This window comes from Flavobacterium amylolyticum, assembly GCF_048284335.1.
In the GTDB taxonomy this organism is placed as follows: domain Bacteria; phylum Bacteroidota; class Bacteroidia; order Flavobacteriales; family Flavobacteriaceae; genus Flavobacterium.
In genome coordinates this window covers 322,974-340,336 of the sequence record NZ_JBLVPG010000001.1, presented here as the reverse complement: position 1 = coordinate 340,336, position 17,363 = coordinate 322,974, and the positions used below count along the sequence as shown (strand labels likewise).

At 31.9% G+C, this 17,363-nt stretch carries 17 protein-coding genes and 2 tRNA genes; 11 read left to right on the top strand and 8 right to left on the bottom strand.

Annotated features, from left to right (window positions below; translation table 11 throughout):
• Positions 1 to 2: 2 nt before the first annotated feature.
• The gene (locus ACNQF9_RS01530) at positions 3 to 386 is read right to left on the bottom strand and encodes a DUF983 domain-containing protein (protein WP_417989495.1); all 384 of its coding nucleotides are present in this window, start codon (positions 384 to 386) and stop codon (positions 3 to 5) included.
• A gap of 73 nt (positions 387 to 459) precedes the next feature.
• On the opposite strand from ACNQF9_RS01530, the gene ACNQF9_RS01525 reads away from it, so the two are divergent.
• Complete coding sequence (locus ACNQF9_RS01525; RefSeq protein WP_417989494.1) at positions 460 to 2,367, top strand: ABC transporter ATP-binding protein; 1,908 nt, start codon at positions 460 to 462, stop codon at positions 2,365 to 2,367.
• Between the two features lie 57 nt (positions 2,368 to 2,424).
• Here ACNQF9_RS01525 and ACNQF9_RS01520 read toward each other — a convergent pair whose 3' ends face one another.
• Complete coding sequence (locus ACNQF9_RS01520) at positions 2,425 to 3,393, bottom strand: App1 family protein (protein ID WP_417958504.1); 969 nt, start codon at positions 3,391 to 3,393, stop codon at positions 2,425 to 2,427.
• 63 nt (positions 3,394 to 3,456) lie between these two features.
• On the opposite strand from ACNQF9_RS01520, the gene ACNQF9_RS01515 reads away from it, so the two are divergent.
• Positions 3,457 to 4,347, top strand: a complete 891-nt coding sequence (locus tag ACNQF9_RS01515) for a diacylglycerol/lipid kinase family protein (protein ID WP_417989493.1) — start codon at positions 3,457 to 3,459, stop codon at positions 4,345 to 4,347.
• On the opposite strand, the gene ACNQF9_RS01510 is transcribed toward ACNQF9_RS01515, so the two are convergent.
• Positions 4,340 to 5,488, bottom strand: a complete 1,149-nt coding sequence (locus ACNQF9_RS01510) for an 8-amino-7-oxononanoate synthase (RefSeq protein WP_417989492.1) — start codon at positions 5,486 to 5,488, stop codon at positions 4,340 to 4,342. The genes ACNQF9_RS01515 and ACNQF9_RS01510 overlap by 8 nt on opposite strands.
• A gap of 99 nt (positions 5,489 to 5,587) precedes the next feature.
• On the opposite strand from ACNQF9_RS01510, the gene ACNQF9_RS01505 reads away from it, so the two are divergent.
• Positions 5,588 to 5,866 carry a 4a-hydroxytetrahydrobiopterin dehydratase gene (locus ACNQF9_RS01505; protein ID WP_417958501.1) on the top strand — a complete coding sequence of 93 codons (279 nt, stop codon included), beginning with the start codon at positions 5,588 to 5,590 and terminating at the stop codon, positions 5,864 to 5,866.
• 59 nt (positions 5,867 to 5,925) lie between these two features.
• Here the strand turns inward: ACNQF9_RS01505 and ACNQF9_RS01500 are convergent, their stop codons facing one another.
• Positions 5,926 to 6,408, bottom strand: coding sequence for a DUF1761 domain-containing protein (locus ACNQF9_RS01500; RefSeq protein ID WP_417958500.1), 483 nt, complete (start codon positions 6,406 to 6,408; stop codon positions 5,926 to 5,928).
• 225 nt (positions 6,409 to 6,633) lie between these two features.
• Here ACNQF9_RS01500 and ACNQF9_RS01495 point away from each other — a divergent pair, with 225 nt between their 5' ends.
• The 6 genes from ACNQF9_RS01495 to ACNQF9_RS01470 all read left to right on the top strand — a co-directional run bounded on the left by ACNQF9_RS01495 (position 6,634) and on the right by ACNQF9_RS01470 (position 12,972).
• Complete coding sequence (locus tag ACNQF9_RS01495) at positions 6,634 to 7,440, top strand: leucine-rich repeat domain-containing protein (protein ID WP_417989491.1); 807 nt, start codon at positions 6,634 to 6,636, stop codon at positions 7,438 to 7,440.
• A 318-nt stretch (positions 7,441 to 7,758) separates the two neighbouring features.
• Positions 7,759 to 8,130: a hypothetical protein gene (locus ACNQF9_RS01490; protein WP_417958497.1), complete on the top strand. Its 372-nt coding sequence runs from the start codon at positions 7,759 to 7,761 to the stop codon at positions 8,128 to 8,130.
• Positions 8,130 to 8,423 carry a hypothetical protein gene (locus ACNQF9_RS01485; protein WP_417958496.1) on the top strand — a complete coding sequence of 98 codons (294 nt, stop codon included), beginning with the start codon at positions 8,130 to 8,132 and terminating at the stop codon, positions 8,421 to 8,423. The genes ACNQF9_RS01490 and ACNQF9_RS01485 overlap by 1 nt, the downstream gene beginning before the upstream one ends.
• A 120-nt stretch (positions 8,424 to 8,543) precedes the next feature.
• The gene (locus ACNQF9_RS01480) at positions 8,544 to 9,299 is read left to right on the top strand and encodes a LytR/AlgR family response regulator transcription factor (protein WP_417958495.1); all 756 of its coding nucleotides are present in this window, start codon (positions 8,544 to 8,546) and stop codon (positions 9,297 to 9,299) included.
• Positions 9,277 to 12,333: a sensor histidine kinase gene (locus tag ACNQF9_RS01475; RefSeq protein WP_417989490.1), complete on the top strand. Its 3,057-nt coding sequence runs from the start codon at positions 9,277 to 9,279 to the stop codon at positions 12,331 to 12,333. Before ACNQF9_RS01480 ends, ACNQF9_RS01475 begins: the two co-directional genes overlap by 23 nt.
• A gap of 192 nt (positions 12,334 to 12,525) precedes the next feature.
• On the top strand, positions 12,526 to 12,972 hold the full coding sequence (locus ACNQF9_RS01470) for a hypothetical protein (RefSeq protein WP_417958493.1): 447 nt from the start codon (positions 12,526 to 12,528) through the stop codon (positions 12,970 to 12,972).
• A gap of 416 nt (positions 12,973 to 13,388) precedes the next feature.
• Here ACNQF9_RS01470 and ACNQF9_RS01465 read toward each other — a convergent pair.
• Positions 13,389 to 13,461: transfer RNA gene (locus tag ACNQF9_RS01465), tRNA-Met, on the bottom strand.
• 32 nt (positions 13,462 to 13,493) lie between these two features.
• Positions 13,494 to 13,566, bottom strand: a tRNA-Met gene (locus ACNQF9_RS01460).
• A gap of 117 nt (positions 13,567 to 13,683) precedes the next feature.
• Here ACNQF9_RS01460 and era point away from each other — a divergent pair.
• Both era and der read left to right on the top strand, forming a co-directional pair.
• Positions 13,684 to 14,565 (top strand): GTPase Era, encoded by an 882-nt coding sequence (era, locus tag ACNQF9_RS01455; protein ID WP_417958492.1) that lies wholly within the window; start codon positions 13,684 to 13,686, stop codon positions 14,563 to 14,565.
• 211 nt (positions 14,566 to 14,776) lie between these two features.
• On the top strand, positions 14,777 to 16,087 hold the full coding sequence (der, locus tag ACNQF9_RS01450) for a ribosome biogenesis GTPase Der (RefSeq protein WP_417958491.1): 1,311 nt from the start codon (positions 14,777 to 14,779) through the stop codon (positions 16,085 to 16,087).
• A 43-nt stretch (positions 16,088 to 16,130) separates the two neighbouring features.
• Here the strand turns inward: der and ACNQF9_RS01445 are convergent, their stop codons facing one another.
• Both ACNQF9_RS01445 and ACNQF9_RS01440 read right to left on the bottom strand, forming a co-directional pair.
• Positions 16,131 to 16,388, bottom strand: a complete 258-nt coding sequence (locus ACNQF9_RS01445) for a hypothetical protein (protein ID WP_417958490.1) — start codon at positions 16,386 to 16,388, stop codon at positions 16,131 to 16,133.
• 109 nt (positions 16,389 to 16,497) lie between these two features.
• On the bottom strand, positions 16,498 to 17,247 hold the full coding sequence (locus ACNQF9_RS01440) for a DUF2490 domain-containing protein (RefSeq protein WP_417958489.1): 750 nt from the start codon (positions 17,245 to 17,247) through the stop codon (positions 16,498 to 16,500).
• Positions 17,248 to 17,363: the final 116 nt, after the last annotated feature.

The following is a 17,363-nucleotide window of genomic DNA, read 5'->3' as shown; positions in this document are numbered from 1 at the left end:
AACTATTTAAGCTTTGTGTCTGGTTCGTAGGTAACAAACATATTAATATAAATGTTTCTGGAAAAGCGCAAAATAAAAGGGAACAGTATAATAAGCGAGATAATTATTGCTGTAAAAGCTACTTTAAGATTAGAGCCAAAAACTACAAAAGACAGTATAAAAGCAGCAATTCCTATTGCAACATTTAAACCATAACTAACATACATTGCCCCATAAAAAAAAGAAGGTTCAATTTGATATCTTAAACCACAATGGCAGCAATTTTCATGCATTTTCAAGATTTTATTGAAATGTAACGGATTTTTATCCAAATACATACTCTCATTCTGACATTTAGGACAAGTTCCTGTTAAAATGCTATATAATTTGGATCCTTTTTTTAACATTTGCAAAAAATTTAATTTTCCTTTCTTTGTAGTTACAAATTTACGCATTCGAAAAGGAATAAAATAACAATACATGCTTAATATACACAATTTATCCGTTTCTTTTGGTGGTACTTATTTATTTGAAGAAGTTACCTTTCGATTGGGTGCCGGAGACCGTGTGGGTCTTGTTGGTAAGAACGGAGCGGGAAAGTCTACCATGCTTAAAATGTTAGCAAAAGATTTTGCTCCTGATTCAGGTGTTATTTCTCAGGAGAAAGATCTTCGTATGGGATTCTTGCGTCAGGACATCGATTTTGAACAAGGAAGGACGGTTCTTGAAGAAGCGTATGAAGCTTTTACTGAGATTAAAATTGTGGAGAAAAAGCTTGAAGAAATCAATCATCTGCTAGTTACTCGCACTGATTATGAAAGTGAAGAATATACTCAAATAATAGAAGATTTATCGGACTATACCCATCGTTTTGAATTATTGGGCGGTTATAATTATGTAGGAGATACGGAAAAAATCCTGCTGGGTTTAGGTTTTAAAAGAGAGGTTTTTGATAATCAAACCGAAACTTTTTCTGGCGGTTGGAGAATGCGTATTGAATTAGCTAAATTACTATTGCAGGCTAATGATGTTTTATTACTAGATGAGCCTACAAATCACTTGGATATAGAGAGTATCATCTGGTTAGAAAGTTTCTTGCGTAATTATCCTGGTGTTGTTGTAATCGTATCGCATGATAAGATGTTTTTGGATAATGTGACCAACAGAACTATAGAAATTTCACTTGGAAAAGCGTATGATTTCAATAAACCGTATTCAGAATATTTAGAATTGCGTCACGAGATTCGTGAAAAGCAATTGGCAACACAAAAAAACCAAGCTAAAAAAATTGAAGAAACGGAGCGGCTAATAGAAAAATTCCGAGCGAAAGCCTCGAAAGCCTCGATGGCACAGTCTTTAATCAAAAAATTGGATAAAGTTGAACGTATTGAAGTGGATGAAGACGATAATTCTGTGATGAATATTACTTTTCCAGTTTCAAAAGAGCCGGGTAGAGTGGTAATTGAAGCTGAAAATGTTACTAAAAGCTACGGTGATAAAACGATTTTAAAAAACATCAATCTGTTAGTGGAACGAGGAAGTAAAATTGCCTTTGTTGGACAAAATGGACAAGGAAAGTCAACTTTTATCAAAGCAATAGTTGATGAATTTCAATACCAAGGCAATATTAAATTGGGTCACAATGTACAATTAGGATATTTCGCACAAAATCAGGCAGAATATTTGGACGGTGAAATCACTTTACTTCAAACCATGGAAGATGCAGCAGCAGATACGAACCGGATGAAAGTACGTGATATGTTGGGTTCTTTTTTGTTTCGAGGAGATGATGTAGAGAAAAAGGTAAAAGTCCTTTCAGGAGGCGAAAGAAACCGTTTGGCACTGTGTAAATTATTATTGCAACCCATCAATGTTTTGTTAATGGATGAGCCTACAAATCACCTGGACATTAAATCTAAAAATGTTTTGAAAGCCGCATTGCAAAAATTTGGAGGTACGTTACTATTAGTTTCTCACGATAGAGATTTCTTGCAGGGAATGTCCAATTTAGTGTATGAATTTAAAGATCAAAAAATAAAAGAATATTTAGGGGATATTAATTATTTCTTAGAACAACGCAATTTGGAAAACATGCGTGAAGTTGAGAAAAAAGATGCTCAAAAAGCAGTAGCTCCTAAGGAAAGCAACAAAGCCTCCTACGAAGATCAAAAGAAAGGGAAAGCCCTGCAAAATAAATTAAGTAAAGTAGAAAGTCAAATCAAGCAATTAGAAAGAGACATTCAACAAGATGATAAAATGCTCGCCTCTAATTATGATAAACACATTGAAGACGCAAAATTTTTCACAGCATACAACAAAAAGAAAGCAGAGTTAGATAAATTTTTACTGGATTGGGAAGCAGTTCAGCAAGAAATTGATAATGCATAAAAAAGAGTTCTATTTTGAATTTCCCCCAAAAAGCGGAATGCTATTTGGGGGTATTTTTTATACAATAATTCCAATTGATTTGGAGTGTGCAATAGCCTCATTACTGTTTTTGAAATAACAAATTGAAACCTTGAGGGTTTCCAGATTTTTCAAAACAGAGGTCACTTTTTCCTTTTTGGATGCGCCAGTTTGCCTTATATAGACCGCTTTTACCGTAACTGGAAAAATTTTACAAATAGCTTCGTAAAGATATGGATCGTGTTGGGAATCATCCCCAAGAAGCACATATTCTAAGGTTGGGTAAAACTCTAAGATGTGTTTTATTTTATCAAATTTATGATTGTGGTTTCCTCTTCCAGTTAGAAAAAAATCGGTAAGACTCGTTTTGATGTCCTTCAAAAGTAAAACAGCTTTGGGAAGTTGATGAATTTCAGTAAATTTTGTTATAAAACGATAGAGGTTCCATTCACTACTGGAAACATAAAAAAAGGCATTAAATTCCTCTTTATTGTCTCTTCCAGCAGTACTTAAAGCTTGATAATGGGTTACAACATCCTCGTATATTTTTCTTTTGTTAACGTTTTTAAATAATAAAACGTATAATTTTTTAAAGGGATTTAAGGTGTGAGAAACTAAAAAAGTATCATCAATATCAGAGATGATTCCTAAATTTCCTTTGTGAGGTCTTATATAGCTGTCTTTAGTTGTTATGGACTCATTTTTATAAACAATACTTACTTCATAATCAATCCAGCCATAGGTAGTGCTTTGGTCTAAAGGAACACAAAACTTAAAATAGCCATCGATTAATGTTTTGGTATGAATTTTGGAATTGTTGTGTTCTAAATATACATCTGCGTTTGCCTGTGTTTTTATTTGAAACATTTTAATAACAGAAGTAGCATTTTTCAGATTTTTTTTTTGAAAATTGTACTCGTTAACTGTTGTTGGTTTAAAAACATGTCCCATCACAATTAATTCCTGTTCATTGGCATAACCGCGGTATAATTTTAAAATTGGTTTCATATTTTTAGTACTTTTGATAGTTGCTGAAATTAATTATTTTTGATTAATAAAAGAGAATAAAATTTGAAAAATAATATAATGATGGTCGTAAATCCTATCTCTGGAGATGTTGATAAGTCAGCGCTTATTGACGCGGTGACTGTTTTTGCTGAAAATGAAAATTTGAATTTGGTGGTTTACAATACTTCGGGGTTAGTTGATATTGAGAATATAAAAGTACTGTATAATACTTATAAACCCAAACGAATTATTGTAGCGGGTGGAGATGGAACTGTGAAAATGGTTGCTGAGGCAATGGAATCTCATGATGTTATACTTGGGATTTTGCCTGCTGGATCAGCCAATGGTTTAGCCGTCGATTTGAATTTACCCACAACAATTGAAGAAAATTTACCAATTGTTTTTCGTAATTCGTTTACTGAAATTGATATGATTTCAATCAATGGGAAGAAAAGCATTCATTTAAGTGATCTGGGTGTAAACGCAGAAATGATTAAGAACTACGAAAAAAGTACTATTAGAGGGAAATGGGGGTATGCTTTACAAACGTTATCTACTTTGATTGATTTGGACGATCCATTTATTGCTACGATTACTGGTGATTTTCCCACGATAGAATGTGAAGCAAGAATGATAGTTATTGCTAATTCTCAAAAATACGGGACGGGAGTTTCCATTAATCCAAATGGTGTAATGGACGATGGAAAGTTTGAATTGGTTATTTTAAAAAATATGGATTTACTGGTACTAGGAAAAATTATTACTGGAAACATGCCATTAGATAGCAATGATGTCGAAATTATCTCTACTGACAAAGCCTTTGTCAGGACTAATATTCCGGTTAGTTTCCAAATTGATGGTGAATATTGTGGAAAAGAAATGGAGCTTGATATTCAGATTTTACACAAACAAATGAAAGTCGCAGTTCCTATCCCTGATAGTGCCGTTATTTAAACGGATTCCGTTCTTGCCAAATTGTTTCGGGTTCTAAATACTTAAATATTTTTGGCATATAAGGATTTACTATTGTATTGCTATGAGCCATGAGTCCATACATTTTTATAGGTTTAGCACCAACTGAACTTTTGATTTCCAAGGCTGTTCTGGCAAAAACAATTTCTTTAAATCCTTTATTGATCGAGTAAGCGATCATATCGTATAACATGTTTAGGTATAGCATTTTTTCACGCTGGATACCTTCGTCATATCCCAGAAAATACGTGTCCATTATTTCGCCATTTTTTATTAAAGTGTTGAAGCCAATTAGCTTTTCATCAATAAAGTATCCATAGAAAAGAAATTTATCTTTAAAAATTTCTTTGAAAACTCTAAAATGATTTTTCGGCAGAAAAAAAGTGTTAAAAGGGGCATTTTTTGCAACATGAAAATACAAGTCATAAATGGTGTCTTCTAAAGCAATGATGTCTTCGAGGTGTAGTTTTCTTTTTTCAATAAGAGTTGCTTTTTTTCGAGCCCTTTTATATTGATCTCTATACTTTTTTGAAAGGGAATCAATGTAGTCTTGCTCGGACTTCCAATTTTCATTAATCGAAAAAACCATGTTCGGTTGTGTAGAAAATTGATAGTCAGTTGTAAATTCTGGAAGGACAAAATTTTTAATTTCTTCAGAATTGAAATCTTTATAAGTGGTAATGTGAATTGGTATGCCTTTAGATTTGTATGTTTTTTTTAACTCCGTAATCGCAAAATGTAACGTTTGTAAGGCTTTCTTTTTATCTGTATTTGTTAAGAAAGAATAAGCATTTTGTCCGGTCAACATGTTGTTGCCAATAACTAGAACGTGAGAACCAAAGTTTCTAAAAACAATATTTCGTATAGCCGTTTTGATGCATTTGTCACGTTCTCCAAAAGAGTGTAATTTATTCAAATCCAAAAATTGAGAAATAGAAATGCCGATTAAGGTTTCATTTTCGAAAATTCCAATGAAATGACAAATCATATTGTCAGGGGAGGATTGTTCTAAAACTTCCAGATATTTTTTGGATAAAAAAATAGTTGAAATTGCCAAATCATTCCAAGTAGTTGGAAGTTCAGTAGTAGAATTATAAATTTTAAAGGAGTAAACTGGATTCAAATTGAAAGATAATATTTTTCCAAAATTAGTTAATAAAGTTAAAGTATTATTGTAAGTCTGGAAATTAACTAACTTTATATAAATAAAAAAAAACTAATTATGAAAACCTATTCCGAAGAATCTATTCAAGACGTATTAAAACAGGTAAAAGAGTGGGAATTTATCGATAATGGATTAGAGAAAAAATTTAAGTTCTTAGATTTTGTACAGGCATTAGCTTTTATGGTTCAAGTAGGTGTAAACGCGGAGAAAAGAAATCATCACCCCGAATTATTTAACGTATACAATAAAGTAAACATTCGCTTAGCCACGCATGATGCAAATGGCGTCACCGATAAGGATATTGATTTGGCAAAGGCTATTGACAAAATCCTATAAAAAATAAATTTTATCTGGCAGCTTACCCAAACGAAATTTATTTTATTCTATTTTGAAACTCATTTCCAAGCACAAATAATTCCGCCCATAATCATAAAGCATATAATCCAAAAACCACCGGTAACAAGGGTGTATTTGAAACTTCTCCTTTCATACAATGCATTGGTGCCTATAATTGGTAATGCTAAAAACAATCCAGTCATAAATCCGTGTAAAGCGCCATGCTTAAATGATCTAAACGCTAATCCATAATCTGCCATAAAAGCATTATAAGAAGGTTTTGCAATAGTGGGATCTCCACCGACCATTCCTAATGCACCAAATTGATGTACTGTTAAGATTTGAAGAATAAGACTTATAAAAAACGCATAAAGTAAGGAGGTTCCAAATAGTAAAAGCATATTACCTCCTTTTAACTTTTCTTCGGTCAATCCTGATTCTTTCATCCAAATGGTTCCAAAAACTTTAGGATGGTACCATAAAAATCCTATAATAAGCGTAGATAAAGCTGCAACAAATAGTGCTAAAAAATTGATTTCCATAAATTTGATTTTGTGGTTGTTAAGTCAAATTTAGCAAATTATTATTTAATAGCAAACGATTTTAATTGTAAGATATTTATATGTGTAAAATATATTACAATGTAGTTTGTCGGATTTATTTGCACATTAGATGGAATGTAAGTATTTTTATACCTGTACAAAGAAATACTTTCACTTATGAAAAATTTATCTACCCTATTTTTAATTTTTATATCATCCATTTCGATGTTTGCTAGTGTATCTCAGTCGGAGAAAGATGCTTTGATTAAATTATATGAATCTACTAATGGGAGTCAATGGAATGTAAAATGGGATTTATCATCACCAGTGTCTACGTGGTACGGAGTTAAATTACAGAATGAAAAAGTAGTTTCTATACATTTAGTCAATAATAATTTAGCAGGCGAAATTCCGGAAGAGATTGTTGGATTGTTAAGTCTTCAAGAATTAGATTTACACAAGAATCAATTATCAGGTATGATTCCATCATCTATTGGAAAACTAAAAGAAATGAAAGTATTGAATCTTTCATTTAACAAATTATCTGGAACAATACCTTCTTCGGTTTGCGAAATGAGTAATTTGAAAAATTTGGAATTGTACATGAATACACTTACTGGAGAATTACCATTACAAATCGGAGCCTTGAAGCAATTAGAAATATTAGCCTTATTTAATAATGAGATTGTCGGTCAAATTCCAACTTCGCTATATGAAATAAAAACAATAAGGGTATTGCTTCTTAATAGTAATAAACTTGAGGGTGAATTAAGTAGAGACGTAGAAAATATGACATCATTAGAGAATCTTAGTTTGTTTGATAACAAAATGGATGGCCAGATTCCTATGGAATTAGAAAAATTAAACAATCTTAAAGAAATGAATATTTCTTACAATAGGTTTAATGGTTTAGTATCTAAAGATTTAGCTATATTAGATACTTTAAACATGACAATGTTAAATGCTCAAGGAATTACCGTATTATTGGATTTAACTAGTAATAGTAATTCAGCAATAGTTTCAGAAGATTAATCAAAAAATAAATAAACAAGTACTTTAATAAATAAAATTTAGTTGGTTTTGAATATTTTATTATAATAAACTTAGTTAGTTAAAAAACCTGTATGATTTGTTCTACAGGTTTTTTTGTGTCTATTAAATTTAGTTTTCGGTACTTTTATACGTATGTAACTTAAAATTCAATAGGCTTCTGGCTGTAAGGATTTGCCTCTTTCATACTATAATTTAATAAAGAGTTGTGAGTGCTTTCGAGCTATTTTAAGCTTTTTATTTCTCTTATTTTGAGAATTAGTATCTTAATTAGATTTGCTTTTAAAGTTTACATTTAAAATGGATGCTTCGACTACCCAAAAGTCAAAAGCAGAAGGTTTGAATGACTCATTTGAGAATTTAGTAGCAAATTATACACTTGACACTCGATTTATCGAACCTTTTAACTTGCAGTTAAATAAGCTCTTTGATACCATGAGCACTGAGGGTAAGAGTGAAATGAAGAGTTTGACTTCAAAGGAAAAAGAATTGGAAATGAAAACAGAGAATTTGAATAAACGATATTTTGACAAACCGAATTTTGGTGATGAAAAATATAATAAATATGTACTGCAATTTGGGATCGAATTAAAGCCAATTGAAGAGCAAAAGGAAATGAATGAAAAAAATTATCTAACCACCCAAATACATCGAAAAAGCTCAAAACGTTAGTGGGGTTTTTGGGTAGAGGGGATGTGGAAGACAAAATAAGAATCCAAAATTTAGTGTTTCCAAAAGATTTGTCCATTAGGGCAGAAAATAGGGAATATCTAACCAAAAAAGTGAATGGTATTTTTGAGCTAATCTCAGTGTTTGTAGGAGTTGAGGGAGGTAGTGAAAATGAAAAAACCCATCAAAATCTTGATGGGTTTTTCTCAGTAGCGGGTAATCTTGAAAAATATAACGAATTTCTGGATGATTATTATTGTATTGTTGCATTTGCCACTATTACAGAAGCATTATAAGACTTCTTGATTTAATTAGTAACCGAAAAAATTTATGGTTTTGGAATCGATAACTATTATTTACTTAACGGTTACTAATTCATTTCTGTGTATTAAACAAAAACTTCCTACATTTATAAAATGATAAAAACGATAATAGTTGATGATGAGTTTAATGCTAGAGAATTTCTAGAAAAACTTTTGCAGCGATATTTTCCAGATAAATTTCTAGTCTTAGCTTTATGTGACAGTGTCGATGATGCAATTGATGCAATTGAAAAATTCAATCCCGAATTAGTTTTTCTTGATGTTCAAATGCCAAATAAAAATGGTTTTCAGCTTTTTAAAGAATTGAACAAAATAAATTTTGAAGTTATTTTCACTACTGCTCATTCTGAATTCGCAATTGATGCTATTAAATGTAATGCCTTGGATTATCTATTGAAACCAATAAATTATATTGATTTATTGGAAACCGTAAAGAAATATGAAAGTAAATTACACAAAGCATCCCAACAAGAAAAATTAATGTTGTTGATAGAAAATTTGGATACTGGAAATTCAGCATATAATAAAATTGCTTTACCAACAGAAACTGGATTTGAATTAGTGAAAACCAATGCCATTCTTTACTGTGAAGCTGATAGTAATTATTGCAAAATTGTTTGTTTGGATGGTAAAAAGATTGTTTTATCTAAAACTCTAAAATTTATTGAAGAACTCCTTCCAACAAGTGTTTTTCAAAGGATTCATAAATCTTATTTAGTGAATCTAAATTATGTTACTCGATTTAACAAAACCAACGAATTACTTGTTGAACTTAGTAATGGTCAAACTCTGCCTGTATCAATCAGAAAAAAAGAAGATTTTATCAATGCGATTATTCAAAAGAAATAATTTTCTAGTTGTTTTTCTTCTGTTTTTTGAAATAGCAGTCACGCAAACAATTCCCAGTAAAAATATTACAGTAAACGATGGTTTACCAAGTAATGGAATAAAATGTTTTTTTAAAGATAGAAGTGGGTTACTCTGGATTGGAACTGATGCCGGATTATGTTGTTTTGATGGTTCAACTTACAAAGTATTCAATGAAACAAACGGATTAAAATATGATAAGGTTTGGTCGGTTGTAGAAGATGAAAACAAAAACATTTGGTTGTCATTATATGGGAATGGATTAGCAAAATACGATGGTAAAAAGTTTACCTATTATAGTGAAAAAGATGGGCTAGTGAATAATTCTATCCGTAAAATTCATTATTCTAAAAAGTACAAATGTTTGATTCTAGCAACTGAAAATGGACTCGGTTTATTTAATGGAAAACATTTTAAATCTTTAATACAAAAAAATATATCGGATAAGTTTCAAGTTGTTGGGATAGAAGAAACGAAGAAAGAAATTTTAGTTACGGCTTCTTATAGCGATGAATATAATCGAAGCGATGTATTTAATCTCATAGTTAATAGGGATATTAAAAAATCAAGATTAGAAAAAATATTTAAGCCAATTCTATCCTATTCCTCTTTTGTTAACCACAATACTTATTTTAGTGGTGGACCAGGCCATTTCTTGTTTACAAAAAATCTTACTACCAATAAGGAAACAATTTTAGCTTGTCCTATTATTTGGGATTATGCAAAAGACCAACAGAACAATCTCTACTTTGCCACTTGTAATGTAATAGACCCAAAAGGTGGGTTGTTTAAGTATGTTAATAATAAAATTACCGACATTACACGTCAAGCTAATATTACATCTACTTCCTTATGGTGTTTATTTTATGATAAAGAAACCCAACAACTTTGGGTTGGTTCTAATGATAAAGGGATTTATCGGGTGGATTTGAGTAGAAGGATTCAATTTTTTGAACCCTCTTATTTTGGATTGAAGGAGCTACAAATTCAAGAAATGTATAATGATGTCAACAATACTACTTGGATTGGAGCCAGAGACAACATTGTCCTTCTTGATAAGGATTTAAGATCTACCATCTTTGATAAAGCGACTATTTTGAAGAAACTTTCGATTTATTTTAAACAAAAGGGATTGAATTCATATACGGTTGCTGAATTTAAAAGGTATAAAGATAAAGAAGGAGGTTTCACCTCATTCAATATAGTGTCAGATAATGAAGGCAATACATGGGTAAATACTACTTTGGGTGTATTCTGTTTTGATAAGAATTATGAAATTATATTTTTTAGCTTTTTTGACGGCGGGAACCTAATTTTTGATAATAAAGACCAAGCTTATTTCTGTAGGATGTATTCGGACACTTATTTATATCATAATAAATTTGATTGGACTCATTTCTCGATATTTTCAATTAAGAAATCTTCTACTCCAACCGATATAACAAAAATTGTAAAAGATGGGAATACGCTTTGGTTTGCTTCGGCTTCTAAAGGATTGTTTATAAACAACAAGAACCAATTTTATTCCTTGAATGCCAATGGCATGTTCGAAGAAAATAATATCAAAGACATAATTATTAATGACAAAGGTCAACTAGTTATTGGAACAAACAGCGGAAAGGTTTATATCACAAAATGGAACGGTAAAAGGCTCGATATTTTACATGTTTACAAACCGTATAAAGAGTTATATGGCACATCTATTTCATTTATAGAACAATCAAACGGCACTTACTTCATTGGTACAAATAAAGGAATCAATGTAGTAAGAAATAATAAATTTATAAAGCTCATCAACCAATCCGAAGGGTTAAAAGACGTTCAGTTTAACGATTGTATTAAAGACAAAAACGGTAATTTATTTGTAGCTACTAATAACGGTTTGATTCAGCTAAATGTTGAAGAATTTTCAAAAAATGAAAAAGCCCAAAATACTCCAATAAGAATAAACTCAATTAAGGTAAATGGTAAAGCGTACTCAAAAGCGTACTCCTATATTCGTTGGGGTGTTTTTGATTATAATCAAATAAAACTCGATTATAATCAAAATAATGTTGAGATTGTCTTTTCATCCAATAATATTTTTAATGCGGATAAGAATGTATTTCGGTATAAAATTCTTGGCTTGTCAGATGCTTGGAGTGACTTTGAATCCAACGGAAGAATACAATTACTAGGGATTCCAAATGGCAAATATAAATTAATGTTAGAGGGTAAAAATACTGGGACTGGTGAGGTATTTCATTCCAAAATTCTAGACTTAAGTATTACTCCACCGTTCTGGAAAACTTGGTGGTTCGTTCTAATTAGTGCTGTTTTATTTGCCATTATTGGTTTTGTAATCTATAAAAAAAGAATTCGCTTTATCAAAATGCAAGAGCGGGCAAGATCTGAGATTCAAAAGCGTTTGGCAGAAACAAAAATGGAAGCATTACAAAGCCAAATGAACCCACATTTTATCTTTAATGCTATGAATTCGATTCAGAATTATATAATTGATAACAATGTGGATGATGCGTTGATGTATATGGGTGAATTCTCTAAACTGATTCGGCAAACACTTAATAATTCTAGTAAACTTCGTCTTAACTTGTCAGATGAAATTCAGTATTTACAGTCTTATATCGCACTAGAAAATATGCGTTTAAAAAACAAGGTTATTGTTGAACTCCATATTGATGATGATTTAGATTTATTTGAAACTGAAATTCCACCAATGCTCATACAGCCATTTATAGAAAATGTATTTGTACATGCTTTTGATTCCAATTCAAAAAAACCTACGCTAAGGGTTTCTTTCAAACAAATCGAGGACTTCCTTTTTTGTGAAATCAAAGATAATGGGAAAGGAATGGCTGCTAAAAATTTAAACAAACTTAACACTTCAAAAGGGATTATATTGGCTAAAGAGCGTATCGCTTTATTCCAGTTTGACACGGTAGAAGCGGTCACTATTTCCTCTTCATCTGATGTTGGGACAATGGTTGTTTTACAGCTCCAAATAGACTTACTGTAGCGATAAATCATAATAACCTAACGTAAACTAATTTTTAATTTTTTCATAATTCATTTTATGTAGGTTTGGTGTAGTTAATGGTTTAACAAAATCGTAGCATCTAATTCTGATTCTCATTATTTGTACCCGTTAAAAGTTCTTCAAAAACTCAACATCCACATTAGAAACAGCCTCAGTTAAAAATTAGTAATTATGATTTCTATAAATAAATTTACGAAAGTAACATTGGTTAAGAATCGCTTAATTTTAATTTCTGAAAAAAATAAAAAAGAAATTCCGATTTCGGAAGTAGATAAGGTTTATATCACAGTCGATAAACTAGCTCCTATTTATACTTTTAGTTATATTTTATTATCAATAGCATTTATGCTATTTTCTATATGGTATTTGCCATTTGATATGATTTTAATAGCTCCTTCTCTACTAATTATTGCTGCGGGCATAAAACTCAAGAAGCATAAAAGTTATGGATTAAAAATATGCTTAAAAAATGGAGACTATTTTAAGAAGCAATTACCTTCAGAGTTAAAATATGATACTATTGAAATAGTAAATTGTATTCGAAAAGAGATTTTTGCTTTCAATATAGAAAAAGGCAAAAATATTATTCTTCATTATCAGCGTCCAATAATACGATAACTACGGAAGGAAAAAATGAAATGATAAGTTTACTTGTAAAGCAAAGAAATTTAGATAAATGATATTTTGACAACCCAAATTTTAGTGATAAAAATATAACAAATAGGTCTTGCAATTTTGATCTGAATTAGAGGTATTTAAAGAGTAAATGGTTGTGAATAAAACACAAAAAACATATCGAAAAGTGGTTGAGAAAGCTAAAAACATCAGTGATTACTGGGATAGAGGAGATGTCGAGAACAAAATAAGAATCCAAAATTTAGTGTTTCCAAAAGATTTGTCCATTAGGGCAGAAAATAGGGAATATCTAACCAAGAAAGTGAATGGTATTTTTGAGCTAATCTCAGTGTTTGTAGGAGTTGAGGGAGGTGGTGAAAATGAAAAAACCCATCAAAATCTTGATGGGTTCTCCTTAGTAGCGGGAACAGGACTCGAACCTGTGACCTTCGGGTTATGAGCCCGACGAGCTGCCTACTGCTCTATCCCGCGATGTGCGTTTGTAATTTCAATAAAATTCTTAGTAGCGGGAACAGGACTCGAACCTGTGACCTTCGGGTTATGAGCCCGACGAGCTGCCTACTGCTCTATCCCGCGTTGTTTCGGGTGCAAATGTACAACGAATTTTAGTATTTCCAACGAAAATTTTAAAAAATGTTTTATTTCGTCTATTGACTTGATATGTCTACCTTTGCAAAATAAATTATAATAGAAATGTCACATAAAGCAGGTTTTGTAAACATCATAGGAAATCCAAATGTTGGGAAATCAACATTGATGAATGCCTTTGTTGGAGAAAGATTATCAATAATCACATCGAAAGCACAAACAACACGTCATAGAATTCTTGGGATTGTAAACGGGGAAGATTTTCAAATGATCTTATCCGATACACCTGGAATCATCAAACCTGCCTACGAAATGCAGGAATCAATGATGAATTTCGTTAAGTCTGCTTTTGAAGATGCTGATGTTCTGATTTATATGGTTGAAATTGGAGAACAAGAATTGAAAGACGAAGCGTTTTTTAATAAAATTATCCATGCTAAAATCCCTGTTTTATTATTGTTGAATAAAATTGACAATTCAAATCAGGCCCAACTGGAAGAACAAGTGGCTTTCTGGACTGCGAAAGTTCCTAATGCAGAAATTTTCCCAATTTCGGCCTTACAGAATTTTAATGTGCCAGAAGTTTTTGGCAGAATTATTTCCTTATTGCCAGAATCTCCTGCGTATTACCCAAAAGATCAATTGACCGATAAACCGGAACGTTTCTTTGTCAATGAAACGATCCGTGAGAAAATCTTGTTGAATTACAGCAAAGAAATTCCTTATGCAGTAGAAATTGTTACAGAAGAGTTTTTTGAGGATGAAAACATCATTAGAATCCGTTCTTTGATTATGGTGGAGCGTGAAACCCAGAAAGGAATCATTATAGGTCATAAAGGTGCCGCTTTGAAGAAAGTAGGAATGGAATCCCGGGTTGATTTAGAGAAGTTTTTTGGAAAACAAATTCATATTGAGTTGGTGGTGAAAGTGAATAAAAACTGGAGAAGCAACGCAAATATGTTGAAGCGTTTTGGTTATAATCAATAAGTATTGATTTAGTTATTCGATTAGTCCTTTAATCGAATGAAAATAAATGCGATTTGATCCGCAAATACCCTAGCCCGGATAGGAGCGACATCCTTTTTCTGGTTTTTTAATAGAAAAAGATACAGCGGATAGCGGGAAAAAGCTCCTAAAACTTTAAAGTTGAAAGCATAAACAAAAAGCATACCTTTGCAAAATATTTGAAAATAGGATTATGAATAACATTGTTGCCATTGTAGGAAGGCCAAACGTAGGGAAATCGACACTTTTTAATCGATTAATCCAAAGAAGAGAAGCGATTGTAGATTCAGTTTCGGGAGTGACCCGTGACAGAAACTATGGAAAAAGCGAATGGAACGGAAAGGAATTTTCTGTAATTGATACCGGCGGATACGTGCGCGGATCGGATGATGTTTTTGAAGGCGAAATTCGTAAACAGGTAGAACTTGCTATTGATGAGGCGGATGTTATCATTTTTGTAGTTGATGTGGAAGAAGGTATTACCCCAATGGATGATGCTGTTGCGAGATTGTTGCGTAAAGTTACGAAGCCGGTTTTACTTGCAGTAAATAAGGTGGACAATGCGATGCGTGAGAAAGATGCGATTGAGTTTTACAATCTTGGTTTAGGAGAATATTATACGTTTGCCAGTATTTCTGGAAGCGGAACAGGGGATTTATTGGATGCATTGATTGATGCTTTTCCTATTAAACCAGAGCCAACTCAGGAAGAAATTGCATTGCCTCGCTTTGCAGTTGTAGGGCGTCCTAATGCTGGAAAATCAAGCTTCATCAATGCTTTAATTGGTAAAGAAAGATATATTGTTACTGATATTGCAGGAACTACCCGTGATGCTATTGATACAAAATTTGACCGTTTTGGTTTCGAATTTAACTTAGTGGATACGGCAGGAATTCGTCGTAAAGCGAAAGTGAAGGAAGATCTAGAGTTTTACTCGGTAATGCGTTCAGTTCGTGCCATTGAGCATGCTGATATTTGTATCCTGATTATTGATGCTACTCGTGGTTTTGAAGGGCAAGATCAAAGTATATTTTGGTTGGCGGAGAAAAACCGTAAGGGAGTTGTAATTTTAGTGAACAAATGGGATTTGGTTGAAAAAGAAACGATGTCAACTCGGGATTATGAAGCTAAAATCAGAGAAGAATTAATGCCATTTACAGATGTACCTATTCTTTTTGTTTCTGCTTTAACAAAACAACGTTTATTAAAGGCATTAGAAGCTACCGTAAAAGTTTTCGAGAATAGACAACAACGTATTGCGACTTCAAAATTTAATGAATTTATGTTGAAAGTAATTGAAGCATATCCACCACCAGCGACAAAAGGGAAGTATGTGAAAATTAAATATTGCATGCAGTTGCCAACACCAACACCACAGTTTGTGTTTTTTGCCAATATGCCACAATATGTAAAAGAACCTTACAAACGGTACCTTGAAAATAAAATTAGAGAAAACTGGGACTTTTCAGGAGTGCCAATCGATATTTATATCAGAGAAAAATAAAAAAATCCCGAGAAATCGGGATTTTTTTGGTTAAAATCGCTATTTAAGTAGAACCGGTTTTCTGGTTTTCTTCCTCACCCTCTAATGTTTTCATTGGATGATCACCGTACCAATCTTTAAATGTTTTTGTAGTTTTATAATCATCCTTTAATACGGTATAGACCATTAAGAGAATTAACGGTATTCCAATGCAATATAGGGTCATGATAACTGGTAAAGTAAGGTTGGCTTGGCATAAACCGGCAAATATAAAAACATAAATCGTGGTAAACCAAACGAGTTTAATTGCTGAATTTTTCATAGCTGTACTCTTTTTATTAAAGGTACTTACTAAATCTTAAAAAATAGGTTAAAGTGTTCTTAATCAATGTTTAAATTAAGTTATTGTTTACTTTGTAGACTAACTGTAATTAGGTATTTTTTGTCTTTTTCTGTAACTTGAGTTTATGAAAAATACTGATTCGAACAATATCTCGATTGAAATAATCTACTCCACTACTGCGTTTTTGAAAACTATTTAAGTAGCCAAGCTCAATAGCAATGTTTTTAGTAATGCCGTATTGTACCGCACCATAAACCCTATTTTGATCGAAGGTGTTATTCAAGATAGTTTTTCCGGCATTGAACATTATTTCATCGGAGAGAATAGTTTTTAAATACTGATTTTCTTTTTTCCAAAAAGTGTAGTCCGCTTGAAGTCTGTATCTGAATCTCCAAGAAAATGTAGTGCCGGGTAATAAAGATTCCTTATTGGCATTATGAATAAACCGTTCTTCTACTTGAAATCGTTGGTTGAATGTTACTCTAATAATGTTTAATTTCCATGTTATATCTTGCTGTCCTCTATATTCGGGTATATTAAAATCATAGGAAAGTTGTGGGTTTTGTGTAGCAACTGAGAAATGCGTAAACCCAATTCCTGTTTCAAAATGTTCATTTATTTTATAGCGTCCTTGAATTCGTATTACATATAAGTTTTGCTTTACTGGTTTTAAAAAGACCCGGTTGTCAAATTCTGTGTGTAAAGCCCATTTGTTATTTAATGTCAATTGGTTATAATATCGTGTCCAAAGAATACTTTGATGATCTACATTTTTTTCGGTTTGAGCTCGAGATACACAACAGATTAAGAATAAGAAAAGGATATTGGTAATTTTCATAAATTTATTTCGCTCTTTTGCAAATTTACGTAAACGCTGTTTAATTTATTGATTATATCTATTCTTATCTCCTATGATAATTAATTTATTAAAATTTGTTTATTTGAGACGAGACC

Excerpts from the sequence above, each read along its gene's own strand:
- ACNQF9_RS01530 (WP_417989495.1), bottom strand. The coding sequence starts at position 386 with ATGTTAAAAAAAGGATCCAAATTATATAGCATTTTAACAGGAACTTGT.
- ACNQF9_RS01525 (WP_417989494.1), top strand. The coding sequence starts at position 460 with ATGCTTAATATACACAATTTATCCGTTTCTTTTGGTGGTACTTATTTA.
- ACNQF9_RS01520 (WP_417958504.1), bottom strand. The coding sequence starts at position 3,393 with ATGAAACCAATTTTAAAATTATACCGCGGTTATGCCAATGAACAGGAA.
- ACNQF9_RS01505 (WP_417958501.1), top strand. The coding sequence starts at position 5,588 with ATGAAAACCTATTCCGAAGAATCTATTCAAGACGTATTAAAACAGGTA.
- ACNQF9_RS01500 (WP_417958500.1), bottom strand. The coding sequence starts at position 6,408 with ATGGAAATCAATTTTTTAGCACTATTTGTTGCAGCTTTATCTACGCTT.
- ACNQF9_RS01495 (WP_417989491.1), top strand. The coding sequence starts at position 6,634 with ATGTTTGCTAGTGTATCTCAGTCGGAGAAAGATGCTTTGATTAAATTA.
- ACNQF9_RS01490 (WP_417958497.1), top strand. The coding sequence starts at position 7,759 with ATGGATGCTTCGACTACCCAAAAGTCAAAAGCAGAAGGTTTGAATGAC.
- ACNQF9_RS01480 (WP_417958495.1), top strand. The coding sequence starts at position 8,544 with ATGATAAAAACGATAATAGTTGATGATGAGTTTAATGCTAGAGAATTT.
- ACNQF9_RS01475 (WP_417989490.1), top strand. The coding sequence starts at position 9,277 with ATGCGATTATTCAAAAGAAATAATTTTCTAGTTGTTTTTCTTCTGTTT.
- ACNQF9_RS01470 (WP_417958493.1), top strand. The coding sequence starts at position 12,526 with ATGATTTCTATAAATAAATTTACGAAAGTAACATTGGTTAAGAATCGC.
- era (WP_417958492.1), top strand. The coding sequence starts at position 13,684 with ATGTCACATAAAGCAGGTTTTGTAAACATCATAGGAAATCCAAATGTT.
- der (WP_417958491.1), top strand. The coding sequence starts at position 14,777 with ATGAATAACATTGTTGCCATTGTAGGAAGGCCAAACGTAGGGAAATCG.
- ACNQF9_RS01445 (WP_417958490.1), bottom strand. The coding sequence starts at position 16,388 with ATGAAAAATTCAGCAATTAAACTCGTTTGGTTTACCACGATTTATGTT.
- ACNQF9_RS01440 (WP_417958489.1), bottom strand. The coding sequence starts at position 17,247 with ATGAAAATTACCAATATCCTTTTCTTATTCTTAATCTGTTGTGTATCT.